The organism is Fictibacillus sp. BK138 (genome assembly GCF_004216955.1).
GTDB lineage: Bacteria > Bacillota > Bacilli > Bacillales > Fictibacillaceae > Fictibacillus.
Window position 1 is genome coordinate 2,662,121 of sequence record NZ_SGXL01000001.1, and the last position, 14,235, is coordinate 2,676,355.

The 14,235-nt window shown below is 35.8% G+C and carries 22 protein-coding genes; 6 read left to right on the forward strand and 16 right to left on the reverse strand.

Going from position 1 to position 14,235, the window contains the following annotated elements; genetic code table 11:
• Positions 1-13 precede the first annotated feature (13 nt).
• The 10 genes from EV282_RS13350 to EV282_RS13395 all read right to left on the reverse strand — a co-directional run bounded on the left by EV282_RS13350 (position 14) and on the right by EV282_RS13395 (position 5,910).
• Positions 14-736 carry a DUF5694 domain-containing protein gene (locus EV282_RS13350; RefSeq protein ID WP_130296270.1) on the reverse strand — a complete coding sequence of 241 codons (723 nt, stop codon included), beginning with the start codon at positions 734-736 and terminating at the stop codon, positions 14-16.
• Positions 737-753: 17 nt separating this feature from the next.
• Complete coding sequence (locus EV282_RS13355; RefSeq protein WP_130296271.1) at positions 754-1,179, reverse strand: DUF4181 domain-containing protein; 426 nt, start codon at positions 1,177-1,179, stop codon at positions 754-756.
• 30 nt (positions 1,180-1,209) lie between these two features.
• Positions 1,210-1,776 (reverse strand): AAA family ATPase, encoded by a 567-nt coding sequence (locus EV282_RS13360; protein WP_130296272.1) that lies wholly within the window; start codon positions 1,774-1,776, stop codon positions 1,210-1,212.
• Between the two features lie 15 nt (positions 1,777-1,791).
• Positions 1,792-2,118, reverse strand: coding sequence for a hypothetical protein (locus tag EV282_RS20440; protein ID WP_207224301.1), 327 nt, complete (start codon positions 2,116-2,118; stop codon positions 1,792-1,794).
• A gap of 137 nt (positions 2,119-2,255) precedes the next feature.
• Positions 2,256-2,780, reverse strand: a complete 525-nt coding sequence (locus EV282_RS13370; RefSeq protein ID WP_130296273.1) for a hypothetical protein — start codon at positions 2,778-2,780, stop codon at positions 2,256-2,258.
• A 311-nt stretch (positions 2,781-3,091) separates the two neighbouring features.
• Complete coding sequence (locus EV282_RS13375) at positions 3,092-3,676, reverse strand: GNAT family N-acetyltransferase (RefSeq protein ID WP_130296274.1); 585 nt, start codon at positions 3,674-3,676, stop codon at positions 3,092-3,094.
• Positions 3,677-3,732: 56 nt separating this feature from the next.
• On the reverse strand, positions 3,733-4,377 hold the full coding sequence (locus EV282_RS13380) for an HAD family hydrolase (protein WP_130296275.1): 645 nt from the start codon (positions 4,375-4,377) through the stop codon (positions 3,733-3,735).
• A 30-nt stretch (positions 4,378-4,407) separates the two neighbouring features.
• Positions 4,408-4,719: a hypothetical protein gene (locus EV282_RS13385; RefSeq protein ID WP_130296276.1), complete on the reverse strand. Its 312-nt coding sequence runs from the start codon at positions 4,717-4,719 to the stop codon at positions 4,408-4,410.
• Between the two features lie 9 nt (positions 4,720-4,728).
• Positions 4,729-5,214 carry an NUDIX hydrolase gene (locus EV282_RS13390; protein ID WP_130296277.1) on the reverse strand — a complete coding sequence of 162 codons (486 nt, stop codon included), beginning with the start codon at positions 5,212-5,214 and terminating at the stop codon, positions 4,729-4,731.
• A 108-nt stretch (positions 5,215-5,322) separates the two neighbouring features.
• Positions 5,323-5,910 (reverse strand): GNAT family N-acetyltransferase, encoded by a 588-nt coding sequence (locus EV282_RS13395; RefSeq protein ID WP_130296278.1) that lies wholly within the window; start codon positions 5,908-5,910, stop codon positions 5,323-5,325.
• A 136-nt stretch (positions 5,911-6,046) separates the two neighbouring features.
• On the opposite strand from EV282_RS13395, the gene EV282_RS13400 reads away from it, so the two are divergent.
• The gene (locus tag EV282_RS13400) at positions 6,047-6,745 is read left to right on the forward strand and encodes a YetF domain-containing protein (RefSeq protein ID WP_130296279.1); all 699 of its coding nucleotides are present in this window, start codon (positions 6,047-6,049) and stop codon (positions 6,743-6,745) included.
• 29 nt (positions 6,746-6,774) lie between these two features.
• Here the strand turns inward: EV282_RS13400 and EV282_RS13405 are convergent, their stop codons facing one another.
• Together EV282_RS13405 and EV282_RS13410 are read right to left on the reverse strand one after the other, a co-directional pair.
• Positions 6,775-7,542 carry a hypothetical protein gene (locus EV282_RS13405; protein WP_130296280.1) on the reverse strand — a complete coding sequence of 256 codons (768 nt, stop codon included), beginning with the start codon at positions 7,540-7,542 and terminating at the stop codon, positions 6,775-6,777.
• Positions 7,543-7,735: 193 nt separating this feature from the next.
• On the reverse strand, positions 7,736-8,464 hold the full coding sequence (locus EV282_RS13410; protein WP_130296281.1) for a hypothetical protein: 729 nt from the start codon (positions 8,462-8,464) through the stop codon (positions 7,736-7,738).
• 231 nt (positions 8,465-8,695) lie between these two features.
• Between EV282_RS13410 and EV282_RS13415 the strand changes: the two genes are divergently transcribed.
• Positions 8,696-9,205, forward strand: coding sequence for a DUF421 domain-containing protein (locus EV282_RS13415; protein ID WP_130296282.1), 510 nt, complete (start codon positions 8,696-8,698; stop codon positions 9,203-9,205).
• Between the two features lie 344 nt (positions 9,206-9,549).
• Here the strand turns inward: EV282_RS13415 and EV282_RS13420 are convergent, their stop codons facing one another.
• On the reverse strand, positions 9,550-9,891 hold the full coding sequence (locus EV282_RS13420; protein ID WP_130296283.1) for a VOC family protein: 342 nt from the start codon (positions 9,889-9,891) through the stop codon (positions 9,550-9,552).
• A gap of 97 nt (positions 9,892-9,988) precedes the next feature.
• Between EV282_RS13420 and EV282_RS13425 the strand changes: the two genes are divergently transcribed.
• Positions 9,989-10,501 (forward strand): TetR/AcrR family transcriptional regulator, encoded by a 513-nt coding sequence (locus EV282_RS13425; RefSeq protein WP_130296284.1) that lies wholly within the window; start codon positions 9,989-9,991, stop codon positions 10,499-10,501.
• On the opposite strand, the gene EV282_RS13430 is transcribed toward EV282_RS13425, so the two are convergent.
• Together EV282_RS13430 and EV282_RS13435 are read right to left on the reverse strand one after the other, a co-directional pair.
• A complete protein-coding gene (locus EV282_RS13430; RefSeq protein ID WP_130296285.1) occupies positions 10,498-10,668 on the reverse strand; it encodes an aspartyl-phosphate phosphatase Spo0E family protein in 171 nt (56 codons plus the stop codon). The two genes, EV282_RS13425 and EV282_RS13430, sit on opposite strands and share 4 nt — an antisense overlap.
• A 57-nt stretch (positions 10,669-10,725) precedes the next feature.
• Positions 10,726-11,016: a hypothetical protein gene (locus tag EV282_RS13435; protein WP_130296286.1), complete on the reverse strand. Its 291-nt coding sequence runs from the start codon at positions 11,014-11,016 to the stop codon at positions 10,726-10,728.
• A gap of 320 nt (positions 11,017-11,336) precedes the next feature.
• Here EV282_RS13435 and EV282_RS13440 point away from each other — a divergent pair, with 320 nt between their 5' ends.
• The 3 genes from EV282_RS13440 to EV282_RS20605 all read left to right on the forward strand — a co-directional run bounded on the left by EV282_RS13440 (position 11,337) and on the right by EV282_RS20605 (position 13,389).
• Positions 11,337-11,867, forward strand: a complete 531-nt coding sequence (locus EV282_RS13440; RefSeq protein ID WP_165389464.1) for a DJ-1/PfpI family protein — start codon at positions 11,337-11,339, stop codon at positions 11,865-11,867.
• A 311-nt stretch (positions 11,868-12,178) separates the two neighbouring features.
• Positions 12,179-13,258, forward strand: coding sequence for a tetratricopeptide repeat protein (locus tag EV282_RS13445; protein ID WP_130296288.1), 1,080 nt, complete (start codon positions 12,179-12,181; stop codon positions 13,256-13,258).
• Entirely contained in the window at positions 13,255-13,389 is a 135-nt protein-coding gene (locus tag EV282_RS20605) for a hypothetical protein (protein ID WP_278043772.1), read from the forward strand. Before EV282_RS13445 ends, EV282_RS20605 begins: the two co-directional genes overlap by 4 nt.
• A 233-nt stretch (positions 13,390-13,622) precedes the next feature.
• On the opposite strand, the gene EV282_RS13450 is transcribed toward EV282_RS20605, so the two are convergent.
• Positions 13,623-14,069, reverse strand: coding sequence for a hypothetical protein (locus EV282_RS13450; protein ID WP_130296289.1), 447 nt, complete (start codon positions 14,067-14,069; stop codon positions 13,623-13,625).
• Positions 14,070-14,235 lie beyond the last annotated feature (166 nt).

Genomic DNA, 14,235 nt, shown 5'->3' on the forward strand with positions numbered 1-14,235 from the left:
GCAGCCTCCATACTTATTTCGAGAATGCTGTCTTTAAGAATGCATCAATATGAAAAGGATTGATTACATGCCATCCCATACCTTCAAATAACTTCCTTAACATCCAAAGATGATCACTTCCTATTACTAGCAGAATACGCTCATCAGAATGATCCGATGCAATTTCAACTATATTTTTAAAGATCATCAATTCTCTCTCCGACCATTTGTTTAGGAAGTTAACTCCGATCATGTCACCCTTGTCATCTTCAACTTCAACAAAGTACAGATAGATTTTTTCAAGTTCTATTATATATTTTTTATCGTTTAACTCTTTATAAGATTGGATTAACTTTTTATCAGCACTAATTTCTGGGGTACTTTCTTGTAATGAGTTCATTGTGTTAAGAATTTCTGGATATGAACTTTGGATAGTGTTATTGAGTTTCACCATATCATTTTGCGTAAGATCTCCTGCCCAATTTACTGCATATACTCTCTCATGAGATAATTTCTGGGCTAACCTAAACCCTATTTGCTGGATTTCATCTATTTCTTCACTATCACCTGAATGTTTATATTTATCATTCAGTTCTTCATTTTGAGCGTTTTCCCATTCCAGGGCTACTTTTGTTGGTTGTAACTTTGAAAAGTAATCAACTAGTTCTTCAATTTCATCTTCTTTATTTTTTATTAGCTCTGTATCTTGTTCAAAGTGAAAAGTGCCTACAAGAATGATTTCTTTTTTATATGACAAAACGAATCCCCCTTCAACTAAACCAACCAAAAAAAGTTAGTCGAATATGTTAAAAACAACAAAACCGATATGAACACTAATTGGACAATCGTGAACTTATAATCATTTCTATTCTCAGCGTATTTTCGTTCCATCAAAGCTCTTGCCGTTTCCGTAACGATGATAAAAATAAAAAGAATCACGTATGTTTCTAAAAACCAAAGTTTTTCTAAACCTTTTTGCATGCGCATAATGTTGATCGTCGTACTGATGATTATTAATAATAAAAACGTAATTCTAATCATCCAATCTATTTTTTTGTGTTTATGATTCACATGGGTGTATGAAAAGACCTTCTTCTTTTCAACCTTAAGCCACTTCCGCATAACCTTATTAAATATGTAGATGAACAGACTATATATAGCCAGGAGCAGTAAAACATTCAGCAAAAAATGATCCAACATCACTTCCTCCTTTATTTATAGTCCGAGCACTTAAGTACCAACACTTTGTGCCATGTTAACTATTTTTCCAATAACAGATTGAATGTCATCAGGGTTTTTGATTACAAATAGATGATCTGCTTCTCCTTCTGCTGGAGGTAAGATATCTCCTTTATTCGTCTCATTCTCTTGGCGAGTCAGAACTTCCTCGAACGTTGAAGCGACGCGCAATACATTCTTACTTCGATCACTCTTTGCAATTCTCTCTTCAAGAACATGAGCCGGAATATCAAAGTTAACTAGTATACTCGTAAATCCTTTTTCATGGTAATAGGCAAGCTGATTCAATCGGCCTTCCCTGTTTCGGTTGGAGTTACAACGAATGATGTGGCAATTCGTTTCATTAACTGCGTAATCCACTATCGTTTTTGTGATCGCATACTTAATTACATTCGGTCCTTGCTTCGGTAACAATGTCTGGTAATAAGCATGCAGGAATTCAGCATGGTTATCTTGATCGATCACTACTGAGTTATGTAGTTCTTTTTCTAATGCCTTTGCAAAAGTAGTCTTTCCGCTATGTGTTTTGCCGACTGTCATGATTACTAGTCTAGTCATAAATAAACTTTTCCTTTATCTTTTTATTTTCTTCAACACGAATATAATTAGAAAAATTGTAATGGCAGACAGGATTAAAAGTGTTGCAGTCATGTCTGAACTTTTATCTGCTGGAGAGTCTTCGTTTCCATACGTATACTCCTTCTCTCTTACAGCCTTTTTATATTTTCCGCTGCCGTCTTCCACCGCAATGGCTTCATCAGTACTAACATCTTTAATAGCGTAATACTTGGTTCCTTTCTCATAAACATTTGAAAAGTTTCCAGGCTGCGGATACATATCTGAATATCTCGTAACCTTACCGATTTCTTTATCTATCTCTGTAACATACTCATCGTTCACTATATAAATGTAACCATCCCAAACGACAAATGGATAAGCCCAATTGGTTGCAAGTGATTTTGTTGGAAGGATCAATGCACAAAATAAAACAATTAATAATAGAAAAGAGAGTTTGGGTTTAATAGTTATCCCTCCTTTTATCCTTTTGGTACGACTTTTACCACGATATTTCCAGATAGTTGATCATTAATATAAATAAGTACATTCCAAACGCCTGCGGATGGAAACTTTAGATTGGAGGGCATATTTACTTCATTCTCACTGATTTGAGCACCTTCGTAAAATTCACCTGAAAACAACTTGATTAATTCGTTCGACCCTTTTTTGTAGGCCATGATTTCAACTGGCTGATCTTTAATTTGATCTTCTCCCCAATAAAACCAAAAATATTTTTGCTTCACACCGGCTACGATTGGAAAAGGACCCGTTATGCCAAAGCTATCTTTTTTCCCAAGAACGTTATACGTTACGCCCACACCATTATCTTCTGTTTCATATTTGAATGTTGGCGAAAGGTCCCAATCATGGTTCTTTTCAACATACTCGATAGCTCTATCTCGAGCCTTTATATATTTAGTTTCATTCTTCCGTTCCGATTCACAACCTGTTAAAAGGGATAATAGTAAAAGTAGAGTAATTACAAAAACTACAACCTTTTTCAAATTCTCCTGGACCTCCTAAAGAAATCACGATTCATTTTAATTCCAAAAAGTAATGACAAAAAGCAGCGAAAAAGTTATTAAAAAACTAATTGTAAAACCCAATTTCAGGTTTCTCTTTGCCTTGGGGATAATCAATTCCAGCGTAAAGAAAATTCCTATTCCTATTATTAGAAATGCAAATTGTGAAAGAGTGCTCGGGAAATGATATATGCCCATTATTAATGCAGTCAAAATTACCAACAGGTTATATACGAGATGAGTTACTTTTTTCTTCTCCATATAATCAACTCCAGAATTGTCTTAATTAATTATTAACAGGATTGGGATGTAATTTGATGTTCCAAATAATCTTCTCGAAGAATGCCATACACCGCACAATCCTTGTAATGATTCTTGCTATTGCGGATCATATGTCTGATTACTCCCTCTTGTTCCATCCCAACCTTCCTCATAATCTTTCCTGAAGCTGGGTTATCGGTGTTATGCGCTGCTGATATCTTATGGATATTCATCGTCCTGAAACCAAATTCCACAACCGCCCTCAAGGTTTCGGTTCCATAGCCTTGATTCCACCATCTATGTCCCAGTGAATAACTTACCTCACAGTTATCTGTGGCACTATCGAAATCATATAAATCAATTTCACCAATAAGTTCACCGGTCTCTTTCAACTCAATCGCCCAGTAACAAAACTCCTTACTTTCATATTGAGTTACAATTTTAGATATTCTCTTTATTGTTTGCAAAACAGATTTGTGTGCGGGATTGACGCGATTGTCAGCGACACGTTCATCTGACAGCCAATGGTCAAAAGCACATTGAACATCCGTCATCTCAAACTTTCTTAGGATTAATCGCTCTGTTTCTATTTTCGGTGTTCCTGTAAAGTCGATCATTTTGCACCTTCCATTATTTTACTCTAACATTCAATGAAAAGGTGCACTTCTCCTTCTTAGAGAACTGCACCGCTTTCTTCCGTTATATATCTTTTTACAAGGTCATCGAATGTATCGATAGACTCGTCATATTCATTTACCTGGCCGAATCCATATTTGGCATAAACAAAAGGAACTTCAGCGTATTTGGCTGCTTTACAATCCCCCTCTGTATCTCCTACATATATAGGATCAGATAGGTTATTTCTTTGGATTATCAGTTTGATGTTCTCGCCTTTTGAAAGTCCCGTTCTCCCTGGATTCTCATAATCTAGGAAGTACTTTTCCAACTTATGAAACGCATAAAAGGATTCGATATAGCCATCCTGACAGTTACTTACGATATAAAGCTTGTATTTTTCCGAAAGCTTTTTCAACACATCCTCTACATGGGGATAAAGATTGCCTCCGTGTTTCTTTAAGTAACCTTGTTCCGTATCGCAGCACTCATTAATGACTTGTGTGCGGATATCCTCATTTAAATCAGGAAACAGCTTTACACTGATCTCATGCATTTGTAACCCCATCGTACTTTCAAAGTCAGTCCGAGTTAGTTCCCGCTTAATTTGTTCGTGTTCTTTAATACGGCTATTCCACGCATCCAGAACGGTATCGATCGGATCCCATATGGTCCCATCCAGATCAAAGATGATGCTATCCATACTCTTCACCTCTTTTTGTTCATTCACAACTTAAGGTCCTGTACCCGCTGAGACAACCTCGTAACCTTTATCGTTTTTCTTCACATAAAATATAGTCGGTGTCATTCCTGTTGCACTTTCAAAATCATGCCAGGTCACGTCGAACCTTTCACCATATTCGGGATCACTGCCATTCTCTTCTATGTACGCTATGAAACTCTGATAAGGATGTCCTCTCTCTACTAGATCTGCCCGAATGGCCGATTCCTGATTGTCGCTGTCATGAACGGATGGTGCCAGCAGCGGAGGAAAGATAAATAAACTTAGAATGATGAATAATACAATAAATATTTTTCTATTCACTCAACTCACCTAAACGGTCCTTTCCAGTTTTAATTTAAACTCTGGTTTTGTCACATAGTCCTTGTAGTGAATGTTTCCATTTTTTTTTAAGAAATCTTTCAAGCGGGTTCGAATCGCTTCCTCTTTAACGAAATCTAATACTTGATCTATCGGCACCCAGCGGCTTTCAGTGGTTTCTCCTTCTTGAATGTCCAATTTTCCTCCGATGGGTTTGCAGACGAAGTCGAACATCACTTTTGTTGGAATGTGTGTTACTCCATCATGCCCTATGTATTCACATGTGTTGGAATAAACTCCTGATAGATGTGAGACCTCAATATCGATCCCGCTTTCTTCCTTCGTTTCTCTGATCACTGCATCCATTAAGCTTTCCCCGTTTTCCACCTGCCCGCCAGGAAACACCCAGCCTTCATCATGTGTTTTTACCAATAAAATGTTTCCATGATCATCTTCTACCCATGCACCTACTGCTACGATATGAGTTGGCATCGCCATAATTGTTACCTCCTATGATTCTTTGATTCTATATTCATCATAGTATGTATTTGTATTTTTTTACATAACAGGAAGATGATAGATACATGATAAAAAAACAGCACTTCATCAAGAAGGCTGTTTCGTTTGCTGCATGTTTTCTTGTTTATTCTTTGACCATTCTTCTGCTAAAAGACCATAAATGATATGGTCCACGTAATGGTCATATAGCCATTCCGCTTGTCTGATCTTACCTTCTTCTGTAAATCCGAGTCTTTCAGGTATCGACCGGCTTTTTCTATTTTCTTCTGCCACTCTAATCTCGATTCGGTTCAGGTTCAGTTCATTAAATCCGTATTCGATAAACGCTTTACACGCTTTTGTCATGATTCCGTGCCCTTGAAAATCTTTCCCCAGCCAATAGCCCATAACGCCAATCTTGTGGAGTTTGTTTATTTCATTAAATCCGATCGTACCCGCAATTTTCCCTTGATATAAGATAGTCGCCGATTTGGGATAACCTCCCGTTTCGACAAAACCTTTTAACGTGGCTTGGATGAACTCTCTCGTATCTTCTATTTCATTTGTATAATCCAGCCAGCCTAACCATTCTTTCAGATAGTCTTTTGAGTCGATGGTTAAATGGAAAAGCTCCTCTGAATCATTTACATTTAACGATCGTAAAGCGATATTTTCATCTATTTTATATAAAAACATAGACAAGCCCCCTTTCTTTTTGATTTTACCATAAAAACCCAACATCTGATGACTAACGTATGTCATTGCTCATCCTTCATGAATAAATGGTTTGAACCAACAGATACTAATTGAAACAAAATTCAGGAGAAAGATTATGTCCATTACAGAATTGTTACTTAGACTGGTTCTTTCATTTATTGTACTCCTTCTTCTCACTAGATTTATGGGCAGAAAGGAGATATCCCAGCTTACCTTTTTTAACTTCGTATCTGCTATTTCGTTAGGCACACTAGGTGCTTCTTTAGCGATCGACAATAGCATCAGTATCACAAAGGGGCTAATCGCTTTGATTGCCTGGAGTATCTTTACGATTGTCATGGGACTTCTAGATATCAAATCTAGAAAGGCTCGCCTCCTTATTGAAGGTTCACCACGGATTGTTGTAAGAAAGGGAAAAGTTTTGGAAGGTGAACTGAGAAAGCTTCGCCTAGATATCGGTGCCCTCAATGTGATGTTAAGAAAGAAGAATATATTTTCCTTAAAAGACGTTGATTATGCCATCTTTGAAACAGATGGCACGCTTTCGGTAATGAAGAAAGAGGCAAAACAGCAACTAATGAAGGAAGATCTGAATATTACACCAAAAACAAATACATTTGAAGTTCCCACGATGATTATCTCTGACGGACAACTTTCACAAGAGAATCTTGAACAATTAAACCTTTCAAAAAGTTGGTTGGAAGCTGAGTTGATCAAACAAGGGATCAAAAGTATGAACGAAGTTTTTTATGCTGAAGTTCAAAAGGACGGCTCTCTTTATATCGATAAATATGGAGATCGTTTTTTAAACTAGTTTATTCTCTATTCATAAGTACATATGTCTTAATCGTTAGTCACGTTTTTGTATTTGGTAAGGGCTTCTATCAAAAATTGTTTGCTGTAACTAGATTTCTCATGTATAACATCTACCCAGTGCTCGATAGAATCTGATTGATCGCCTCTATGCAAACCATTATTCGTACTAAGAAAGCTTTCCCAATTATAAAATTCCCAGTGAGCAATCTCATCCTCGTAAGGTATTCTGCATTCAAAAAGCGGAATTGGATGGATATGATTCTGCGAGAACTCTGCGGCTTTCATAAACTCGCTCATCTCAATGGGGTTGAGGTTGAACGTTTGTGTTGATGCCTTTCCGTTTGGCCGGTGATATTGAATATATATTAATCCACCTTTTTCGCGTTCTATTTGAATCTTGGCCCCAGGAAAAAAACCAGTCAGCTTCTCGTTCGTATAATCTTCGGCACTAGTATCCACCAAGATCGGAGTTAACCACTGGTCTCCCAAATCACACAAATACCCCCTACCCTTCTCGTCTAGAGCAATGACAGCAACATGTGCTTTTTCGGTGTTAAACTTTGAACCGATCGGATAGGCTGTTATCCCATCTTTTTTGAATTCGTCCAGCAACCAAAGTGCGAGATCAAAACAGTTACCCGTAATTCCGTATTGTTCCCGATGCTCTTTCATCAAGGAAACATCTCTTTGTTTCTTTTCTTTTCCTTGGTCAAAATACCAAGCCTTCGTTAGTGTTTCCATCGGGAAACGATCAAACTTTTTCCAGGTATGTAGAATATTTTGATTCGGATACATTTATGTCACCTTCCCCTGATATATAAAGTTTAGTTCTATAAATAATATTGAATTATGATTAAATGTTATCCAAGAAAAAGACCATTACTCATTTTTAAAGCAATAAGCCACAGTTGAATAAAAAAATGCCATTTTGCTACCAGTGATATTTTTCAAAAGAAAAGTTACCTCCACTTTCTCCTCCATATGGATATTAAACTAACATTAATAGTAGTGTGTAACTCACAATTCCTAGTGCAAAGGCAGAGAAACTGCTTTCACGTTCTTCTGGAAGCTCTTCCTTCATAACATTCAAGATTATACCTCCTGCCAAAAAGGCAACTAATACAGAGATAATTACTTCATGAACTTCAGTTATAACACCGATTCCCCAGCCGATTAAAGTCGAAAGGGCTAACAGCACCCTTCCATATTTGTCGTAAACATTTTTATGGTCTCTCCGCAGTCCACGATCATTCGTAATAAAATGAATACTTAAGGCAATAAAGTAAAATAACATTTCCCAGCCGCTTCGAAATTCGTCTCTGACCAGGAGGTATCCTATTACCGCGTTATAAATAAAAAAAGACGACACATGAATCCAAAATACGCCTGGAGAGGTATGATAAATGTTCTTTTGCTTCTTTTTCGAAATCTTAATCATACGTTCAAGTCCGTAAAACATCGCAAGGCCAAGCATAGCAATCAAGTAGATATGATTTTCTATGTATCTACCTACACCTTCTTTTAATGTTTCATTAAGATTCTGCTGATAGTGGTTCAATTCTGGTAAAAGATGAACAAATACGTATGCAACCGCCACTCCTCCAGCAACTGATAAAAAACGGCTTCGAGGGGTCTCTTTAATAAAGTTAAGATATTTAGAACTCATATGAATAATGGCAAATCCTATCGCGAACAAGAGACTCAGCAATAAATACAAATAATCACATCCTTCCAGGTTGTTTACATAAAGACTTATCTTATATAAGTAACCTTAGTAATAATTGTATAAACGTTTTAATTGGTCCGTTCGTTCTCCCCCGGTTGAAGATAGAATAAATATAGCCCAACCAGACCCTATCACCGATCTGACCTCAACAATTTTAATGTTTTCCACACTGATAAAAAGGAAACTGAATAAAGACCGTATATTTTTTACAGGAGGGGTTATATGTTTTTTTCATCATGGGATGTGATCGTTAGAACAGTTATAGTCGGTGTGCTCTCATATACATCATTGATTATTCTTTTGCGCGTTTCTGGCAAACGCACATTATCCAAAATGAATGCATTCGATTTAGTTGTAACGGTAGCGCTCGGTTCAACACTGGCTACAATCCTGCTAAACAAAAATGTAAAGTATACAGAAGGAATTACAGCTATGCTTGTCCTTATCGGTATGCAATACATTGTTGCCTGGTTGTCAGTCCGATCTAAATCTGTCCAAAATCTTGTTAAGGCGTCACCGGAGTTGCTCTATTATCACGGCCGTTATTTAGATAAAACCATGAAGAAAGCGCGTGTTCAGACTGTAGAGATCCTTCAAGCCGCCCGTTCTTCCGGTATTCATTCCATGGAGCAAGTTGAAGCAGTTGTCCTTGAAACAGATGGAAGTATGTCCGTGCTTAAAAAGTCGGACAAACAGGAACGTTCAACACTTCGGAATGTAAAAAGTGAATAATGGGGTCTCTTTAATTAAGAAAAATCTGCAGTGCTTCTCAAGTATGAAAGGAAGAATTAATTATAGCGCTGAAAAAAGACAGCCGATAGATAAAATAAACATTCAATTGAACCGATTTTAATTTTCTTTTTTGCTTTTCTGTCTTACTATTCCTTAACATTTATTCACAACCTTTTAAACGAATAACTTAGTATATTCGATATTTAACTATGAAAAAAGCTAAGTTATGTACTCACTACACCCTAATTAACTATTATTTTTATGTGGTTAAGTACGTTTATTCATGTAAAAAAGTGCAATAATAAAGTGCACTTCTCCTTGTTGAAGAAGTGCACTCGACTTTCTTATTTTTTTGACATGTCAATTATACGAATCGGATTCCCTGAATCATCACTAAAAATCGCATATCTTCCCGGTGGAATATCACTCGGTTCTTTTACAAATTTAAGCGATGTATTGTTTTCGTTATAAAACTCATCAACACTATCGACTAAGAAAACACTTCCTGGTCCGTATGTATGTTCTTCCGCATCATCTTCAAGCAGGATTTGGGTATCCGCATTTGTTTTGAATGCCACAGTATGATCTCCTTCTCTCCACGCCTCTTCCATACCCAAAACATCACGGTAAAAAGTTACTGCCTTCTTCATCTGTTTAACAGGTTGTGAATGAAAAACTAACTTCATAATACTCTCTCCCTTATCCAAATATTAGGTAAACATAAACGATTTACGTAAATCATAAATCATTTACGTAATAGCGTCAAGATGTTATTATTAACCTATGAAATCAAACATCCCAATCCCAGGAACGCTAAGAGAAAGAATTTTAAATCAAGCGATTAAAGACTTTGGAACACACGGTTTTGAAGGAGTGAACGTCCAGCAATTCGCGAAATCAATCGGAGTCACTACCGGTGCACTCTATCATCATTTTGGAAATAAACTAGAGTTGTATCGAATTGTTCGCGAAGAAGTTGAACGAAGGATTATTAGTAGAATGGAGGGAGCTTCTGCGGTTCATGAAGAACCTATTTTGTCTATAAAAGCCGCAATCCTTGTAGGTTTTGATTCTGCTGTAAAATTAAATGTATGCCGGCTATTAAGTGAACAAGATCCTAGTGACAATAAAGATTTAGCAGCGATTCTTTTTAAAGAAATATTGAATGAAGAAATGGAAGGAACTGAATTCATCATTTCAGCTGGTTGGCGAGCGTCTTTAAGAAATGTCGCGAATGGAATGAATATTGAACAATCAAGAAATGTTTTGGTTAAGTTATTAGAAAAGTTCAATTAAAAGTATGGCACGCTATTACTGGCGTGCTTTTTGCTTCCTAAACACATCTTTTGGTATTCAATGATCATTCTATCCAACTCTTCACTTAATTTAATTAATCGAGGGTCAGTTAAGTTATTCAGAATGATACCCAATTCGATCAACTTTTCTCTTTTCTTATTTATCAAATTTAATTTTCTTTGCTGATCATTTAAATTGTTAATTTTTTTTCCTCCTATCTAAAATTAATCTAGTATGGGTGCAAGGATTATTCTCTCTTCCAGTTGTTCAATTATGATATGAAAATTATTGCTATGTAATTTCTCTCTTAGGTCTAAAGGAATTGTTAAATTGCCCTTAGAATCTATCTTTTGTTTATATTCTCTTGAAGGTTTAGAATCGATAACAAGACAATCATTCTTATAATCTATTCCAACTACCTTTCCTGATCTCAAATTAAATTCTTCTCTCCAAGTAACAGGTATATAAAGATAACCTTTATTATTTTTATATGTTTTTCCCGTAAAAATAACCAACGTAGACACCTGCCTATGATTTTAAAAGACTATATTACCTTATTACACTAAAGAGATAAAGTAAAACTAGGGAATTTTGATTAAAAATTCCATAAATAAATATAAAAGCTTCCATTCATACTACAGGAAATAATCAAATAATGAACCATTTCAAAAATTTTTTAAGTAATTCGATATGAAAACTTGGGAAAATTGCTTTTCATTAGAACAACTCATTACTATCTACCCGTGTCTATTTTCCCAATAACCAACATGTTCTTTAAGTGCTACAATTTTAATACGCCCCCTGGGTAGTTTATATAGTAGATTGGAAAGTGTCAGTGGCAGAGAATATTTTATTATATATTTATCCAAAATTTAAAGAAGTTGAAGTGGCACCCGTTCTTTCAATTTTAAAGAAGAATTATAATCTCCATACTTTTTCCCTATTTCCTGGACAAATTAAATCAGCTTGCGGATTAATCATACAACCGAATATAAAGATAAAAAATATAAGATCTTGGGAGTATGATATGTTGATTCTCCCTGGAGGAGAAACTACTGGACCTATGAATCATCACTTGGTGAAATTGCTACAAGATTTTAACCGTGAAAAGCTAAGAGTTGCAGCGATCGGCCACGGGGTTGACTTATTATGTCGTGCAGGTCTATTAAAAGGCCGAACATACACAACTTCATCCATGATTCCAAATTTCTCAGATGGAATTTATGTTAATAAACGACTAGTTGAAGATAAGAATTTAATAACAGCAAAATCTCATGCGTTTACCGATTTCGGGTTATTAATTGGTGATCGTATGAACTGTATTGAAAACATCGATGAATATAACTTTTATAAAGGTATAAAGTAATTCACACTCCTTTTCAGGGAGTGTTTTTATATGTATTTATTTAAAAGCGCTGCAGTCTTATTGAGCATTTCAAAGTAAAAAATGCCTCTCTACTTTTTGTAGAAATGTATCTATCTATACTCCTTCCTTAAATCGTGAAAATAGTATTAGAGTGTTTTCAAGTACTAACTTATCTTCGTTATCATTCTGTATTGGGAAAAACATGGTTAAATTTGTATGATTAACGCACCAAAAACACCCGTATTTTCCCAAGTTTTTTATTTCCAATTTATGCTAGATTTAAAGTAGAATCTTTTGAGAGGAGAAATTTAATGAGTGTTCAGATAGTCAAAGGAGATCCGATCTTTCAAGCGTTAGAGCTTTGGCATGAGAGTATACGGACAAACATAATTGAAGAAGCAGATAGACTACATAATGAAATAAATAAATCTATAAAAGAGTTGAGTGACCCTGACTCAGAAGTTTACTACCAGTTATTGAAAAGCCGCTACCTTATATTAAAGCGAGATATGTCTGCTGCTCATGCAACACTCAAACAGATACATGATATCCATAGAATTGGGAACGATCTAATAGGTTTTTACTATCATTTCTATAACGGTATCCTCTCGACCAACCTGGGAGAATACGATCGAGCTGAATCGAGCTTTATAGACGCATACCACCTATTAGACTATGTTTCTGATGATACGATAAGGGCGGACTTCTTCTATAAGGCGTCTATCCTGTACTATCATATTCGTCAGCCATTAACGGCTTTACACTATGCAAACGATGCACTGAATATTTTTAGCGAAGTTAAAGGTTATGAGGTGATAACAGCAGACTGCGAGAACATTAAGGGACTCAGTTGTACCTCACTAAAGCAGTATACAAAAGCCGAAGAACATTTCCTGAGTGCGCTGGATATGGCAAACAAGCAAGAACATAAGAACCTTACCCTTCTAATCAGGTATAACCTAGGCTACCTTTATGCCGAACAGAACATCTCAGATTTAGCAATCCGTTATCTTCAAGAAGTATATGAACAAGAGGAGCCATATTATAAGACCATTTTCCTCTTAGCGCGTGAATATTTTAAACTGAACGATTTTGAAAAAGCAGAGATATTCGTGCAAAAAGGAATTCAGTACACTAATGAAGAATATAAACATCACTTTAATATCGTGAGAGCTTTCCATAATAGTCTAGTTGACCAGGAGTTAGAAAACATCGTGATGGAGGGAATCCAATACTTTGAGACACATGAACTATTTGGATTTATTGAAGACTATTGCGGTGAGTTAGCACAATACTTTCATAATAAAGAGGATCATCAAAGAGCGAGTCATTATTTTTATAAGGCATACCTTGCTAAAAAGAACCTGCAAAAAAAGGAGGCACTAAAATGAAACGTATCTTATCAGGAATCATTCTCTCATCCCTTGTCCTAACGGCTGTCATCGTGGGGAGTTCGATCTCGACTAGTTCTGTGGACCAGGCTGAACACGGACGCACACTCACCCTCTCAAACAAAATGTAATCCATCACCCATTGATTAAGACCGATCATAGACCTCTTCATTTTACGAAGTAACAGCCATGGTAGACACGTTTCTGAAACAGTAGCTGCTTAGGTGGAATCGACGTGTACGCAGCTACTCGACAGAAAAAGTAAATAATAAAAAGGCATGAGTTGGGGTTATCTGACTCATGCTTTATTTTTATGTAATCGATTGTCTTTGTCGATTCCCTCTCATTATCTAGAGAATAGATACTATAATATCTTCAATCTTAATAACAATTTATAGTAGCTCCACAAAAAGCAATATGGTACAAGATAAGAAACAAAGGTCCAACCAATATTCCAACCATTACCGTATTCTACTCTTCCAATCAATAAGTAAATGAACTCAAGCGCTGTCGTTATTAATGAAAAAAATAAGATTGTTAATGTGGGATACTTGTATTTATGTATTACTAAAATCAGTAAAAAAGCAAAAATACTATATATACCTAAATTAAATGGTAATTCAGCAATAGTATCTTCATTAAACGGTATAACATTCCAATAACCAAAATAAAAACCGAGTTCATCGATTGTAAACGCTAAGACACTTCCTAATGGAGCTATCAAACAGAGGATTAATTTATCAACTTTATATGCAAAAAAAATAACTAAGAGCCAAGGAAAAATGAACGCGACCACAATGTTAATAAACACAAAGGTCACCTCTTTCTAAAGTATCTTTTTAACCTTCCCATGTTTAAGAAAAATAATCGATAGAATGAAAAATGGAGTAAGGAGTATTATAAAATTATTCTTACAAGTCATGTAGATGATGTAAAGTTATTGGGGATGGGTTAATTGAGTAGTTTCCATCATTCAT

Excerpts from the sequence above, each read along its gene's own strand:
- EV282_RS13420 (WP_130296283.1), bottom strand. The coding sequence starts at position 9,891 with ATGAAGTTAGTTTTTCATTCACAACCTGTTAAACAGATGAAGAAGGCA.
- EV282_RS13375 (WP_130296274.1), bottom strand. The coding sequence starts at position 3,676 with ATGATCGACTTTACAGGAACACCGAAAATAGAAACAGAGCGATTAATC.
- EV282_RS13405 (WP_130296280.1), bottom strand. The coding sequence starts at position 7,542 with ATGTATCCGAATCAAAATATTCTACATACCTGGAAAAAGTTTGATCGT.
- EV282_RS13445 (WP_130296288.1), top strand. The coding sequence starts at position 12,179 with ATGAGTGTTCAGATAGTCAAAGGAGATCCGATCTTTCAAGCGTTAGAG.
- EV282_RS20605 (WP_278043772.1), top strand. The coding sequence starts at position 13,255 with ATGAAACGTATCTTATCAGGAATCATTCTCTCATCCCTTGTCCTAACG.
- EV282_RS13425 (WP_130296284.1), top strand. The coding sequence starts at position 9,989 with ATGAAATCAAACATCCCAATCCCAGGAACGCTAAGAGAAAGAATTTTA.
- EV282_RS13360 (WP_130296272.1), bottom strand. The coding sequence starts at position 1,776 with ATGACTAGACTAGTAATCATGACAGTCGGCAAAACACATAGCGGAAAG.
- EV282_RS13380 (WP_130296275.1), bottom strand. The coding sequence starts at position 4,377 with ATGGATAGCATCATCTTTGATCTGGATGGGACCATATGGGATCCGATC.
- EV282_RS13390 (WP_130296277.1), bottom strand. The coding sequence starts at position 5,214 with ATGGCGATGCCAACTCATATCGTAGCAGTAGGTGCATGGGTAGAAGAT.
- EV282_RS13400 (WP_130296279.1), top strand. The coding sequence starts at position 6,047 with ATGTCCATTACAGAATTGTTACTTAGACTGGTTCTTTCATTTATTGTA.
- EV282_RS13355 (WP_130296271.1), bottom strand. The coding sequence starts at position 1,179 with ATGTTGGATCATTTTTTGCTGAATGTTTTACTGCTCCTGGCTATATAT.
- EV282_RS13395 (WP_130296278.1), bottom strand. The coding sequence starts at position 5,910 with ATGTTTTTATATAAAATAGATGAAAATATCGCTTTACGATCGTTAAAT.
- EV282_RS13415 (WP_130296282.1), top strand. The coding sequence starts at position 8,696 with ATGTTTTTTTCATCATGGGATGTGATCGTTAGAACAGTTATAGTCGGT.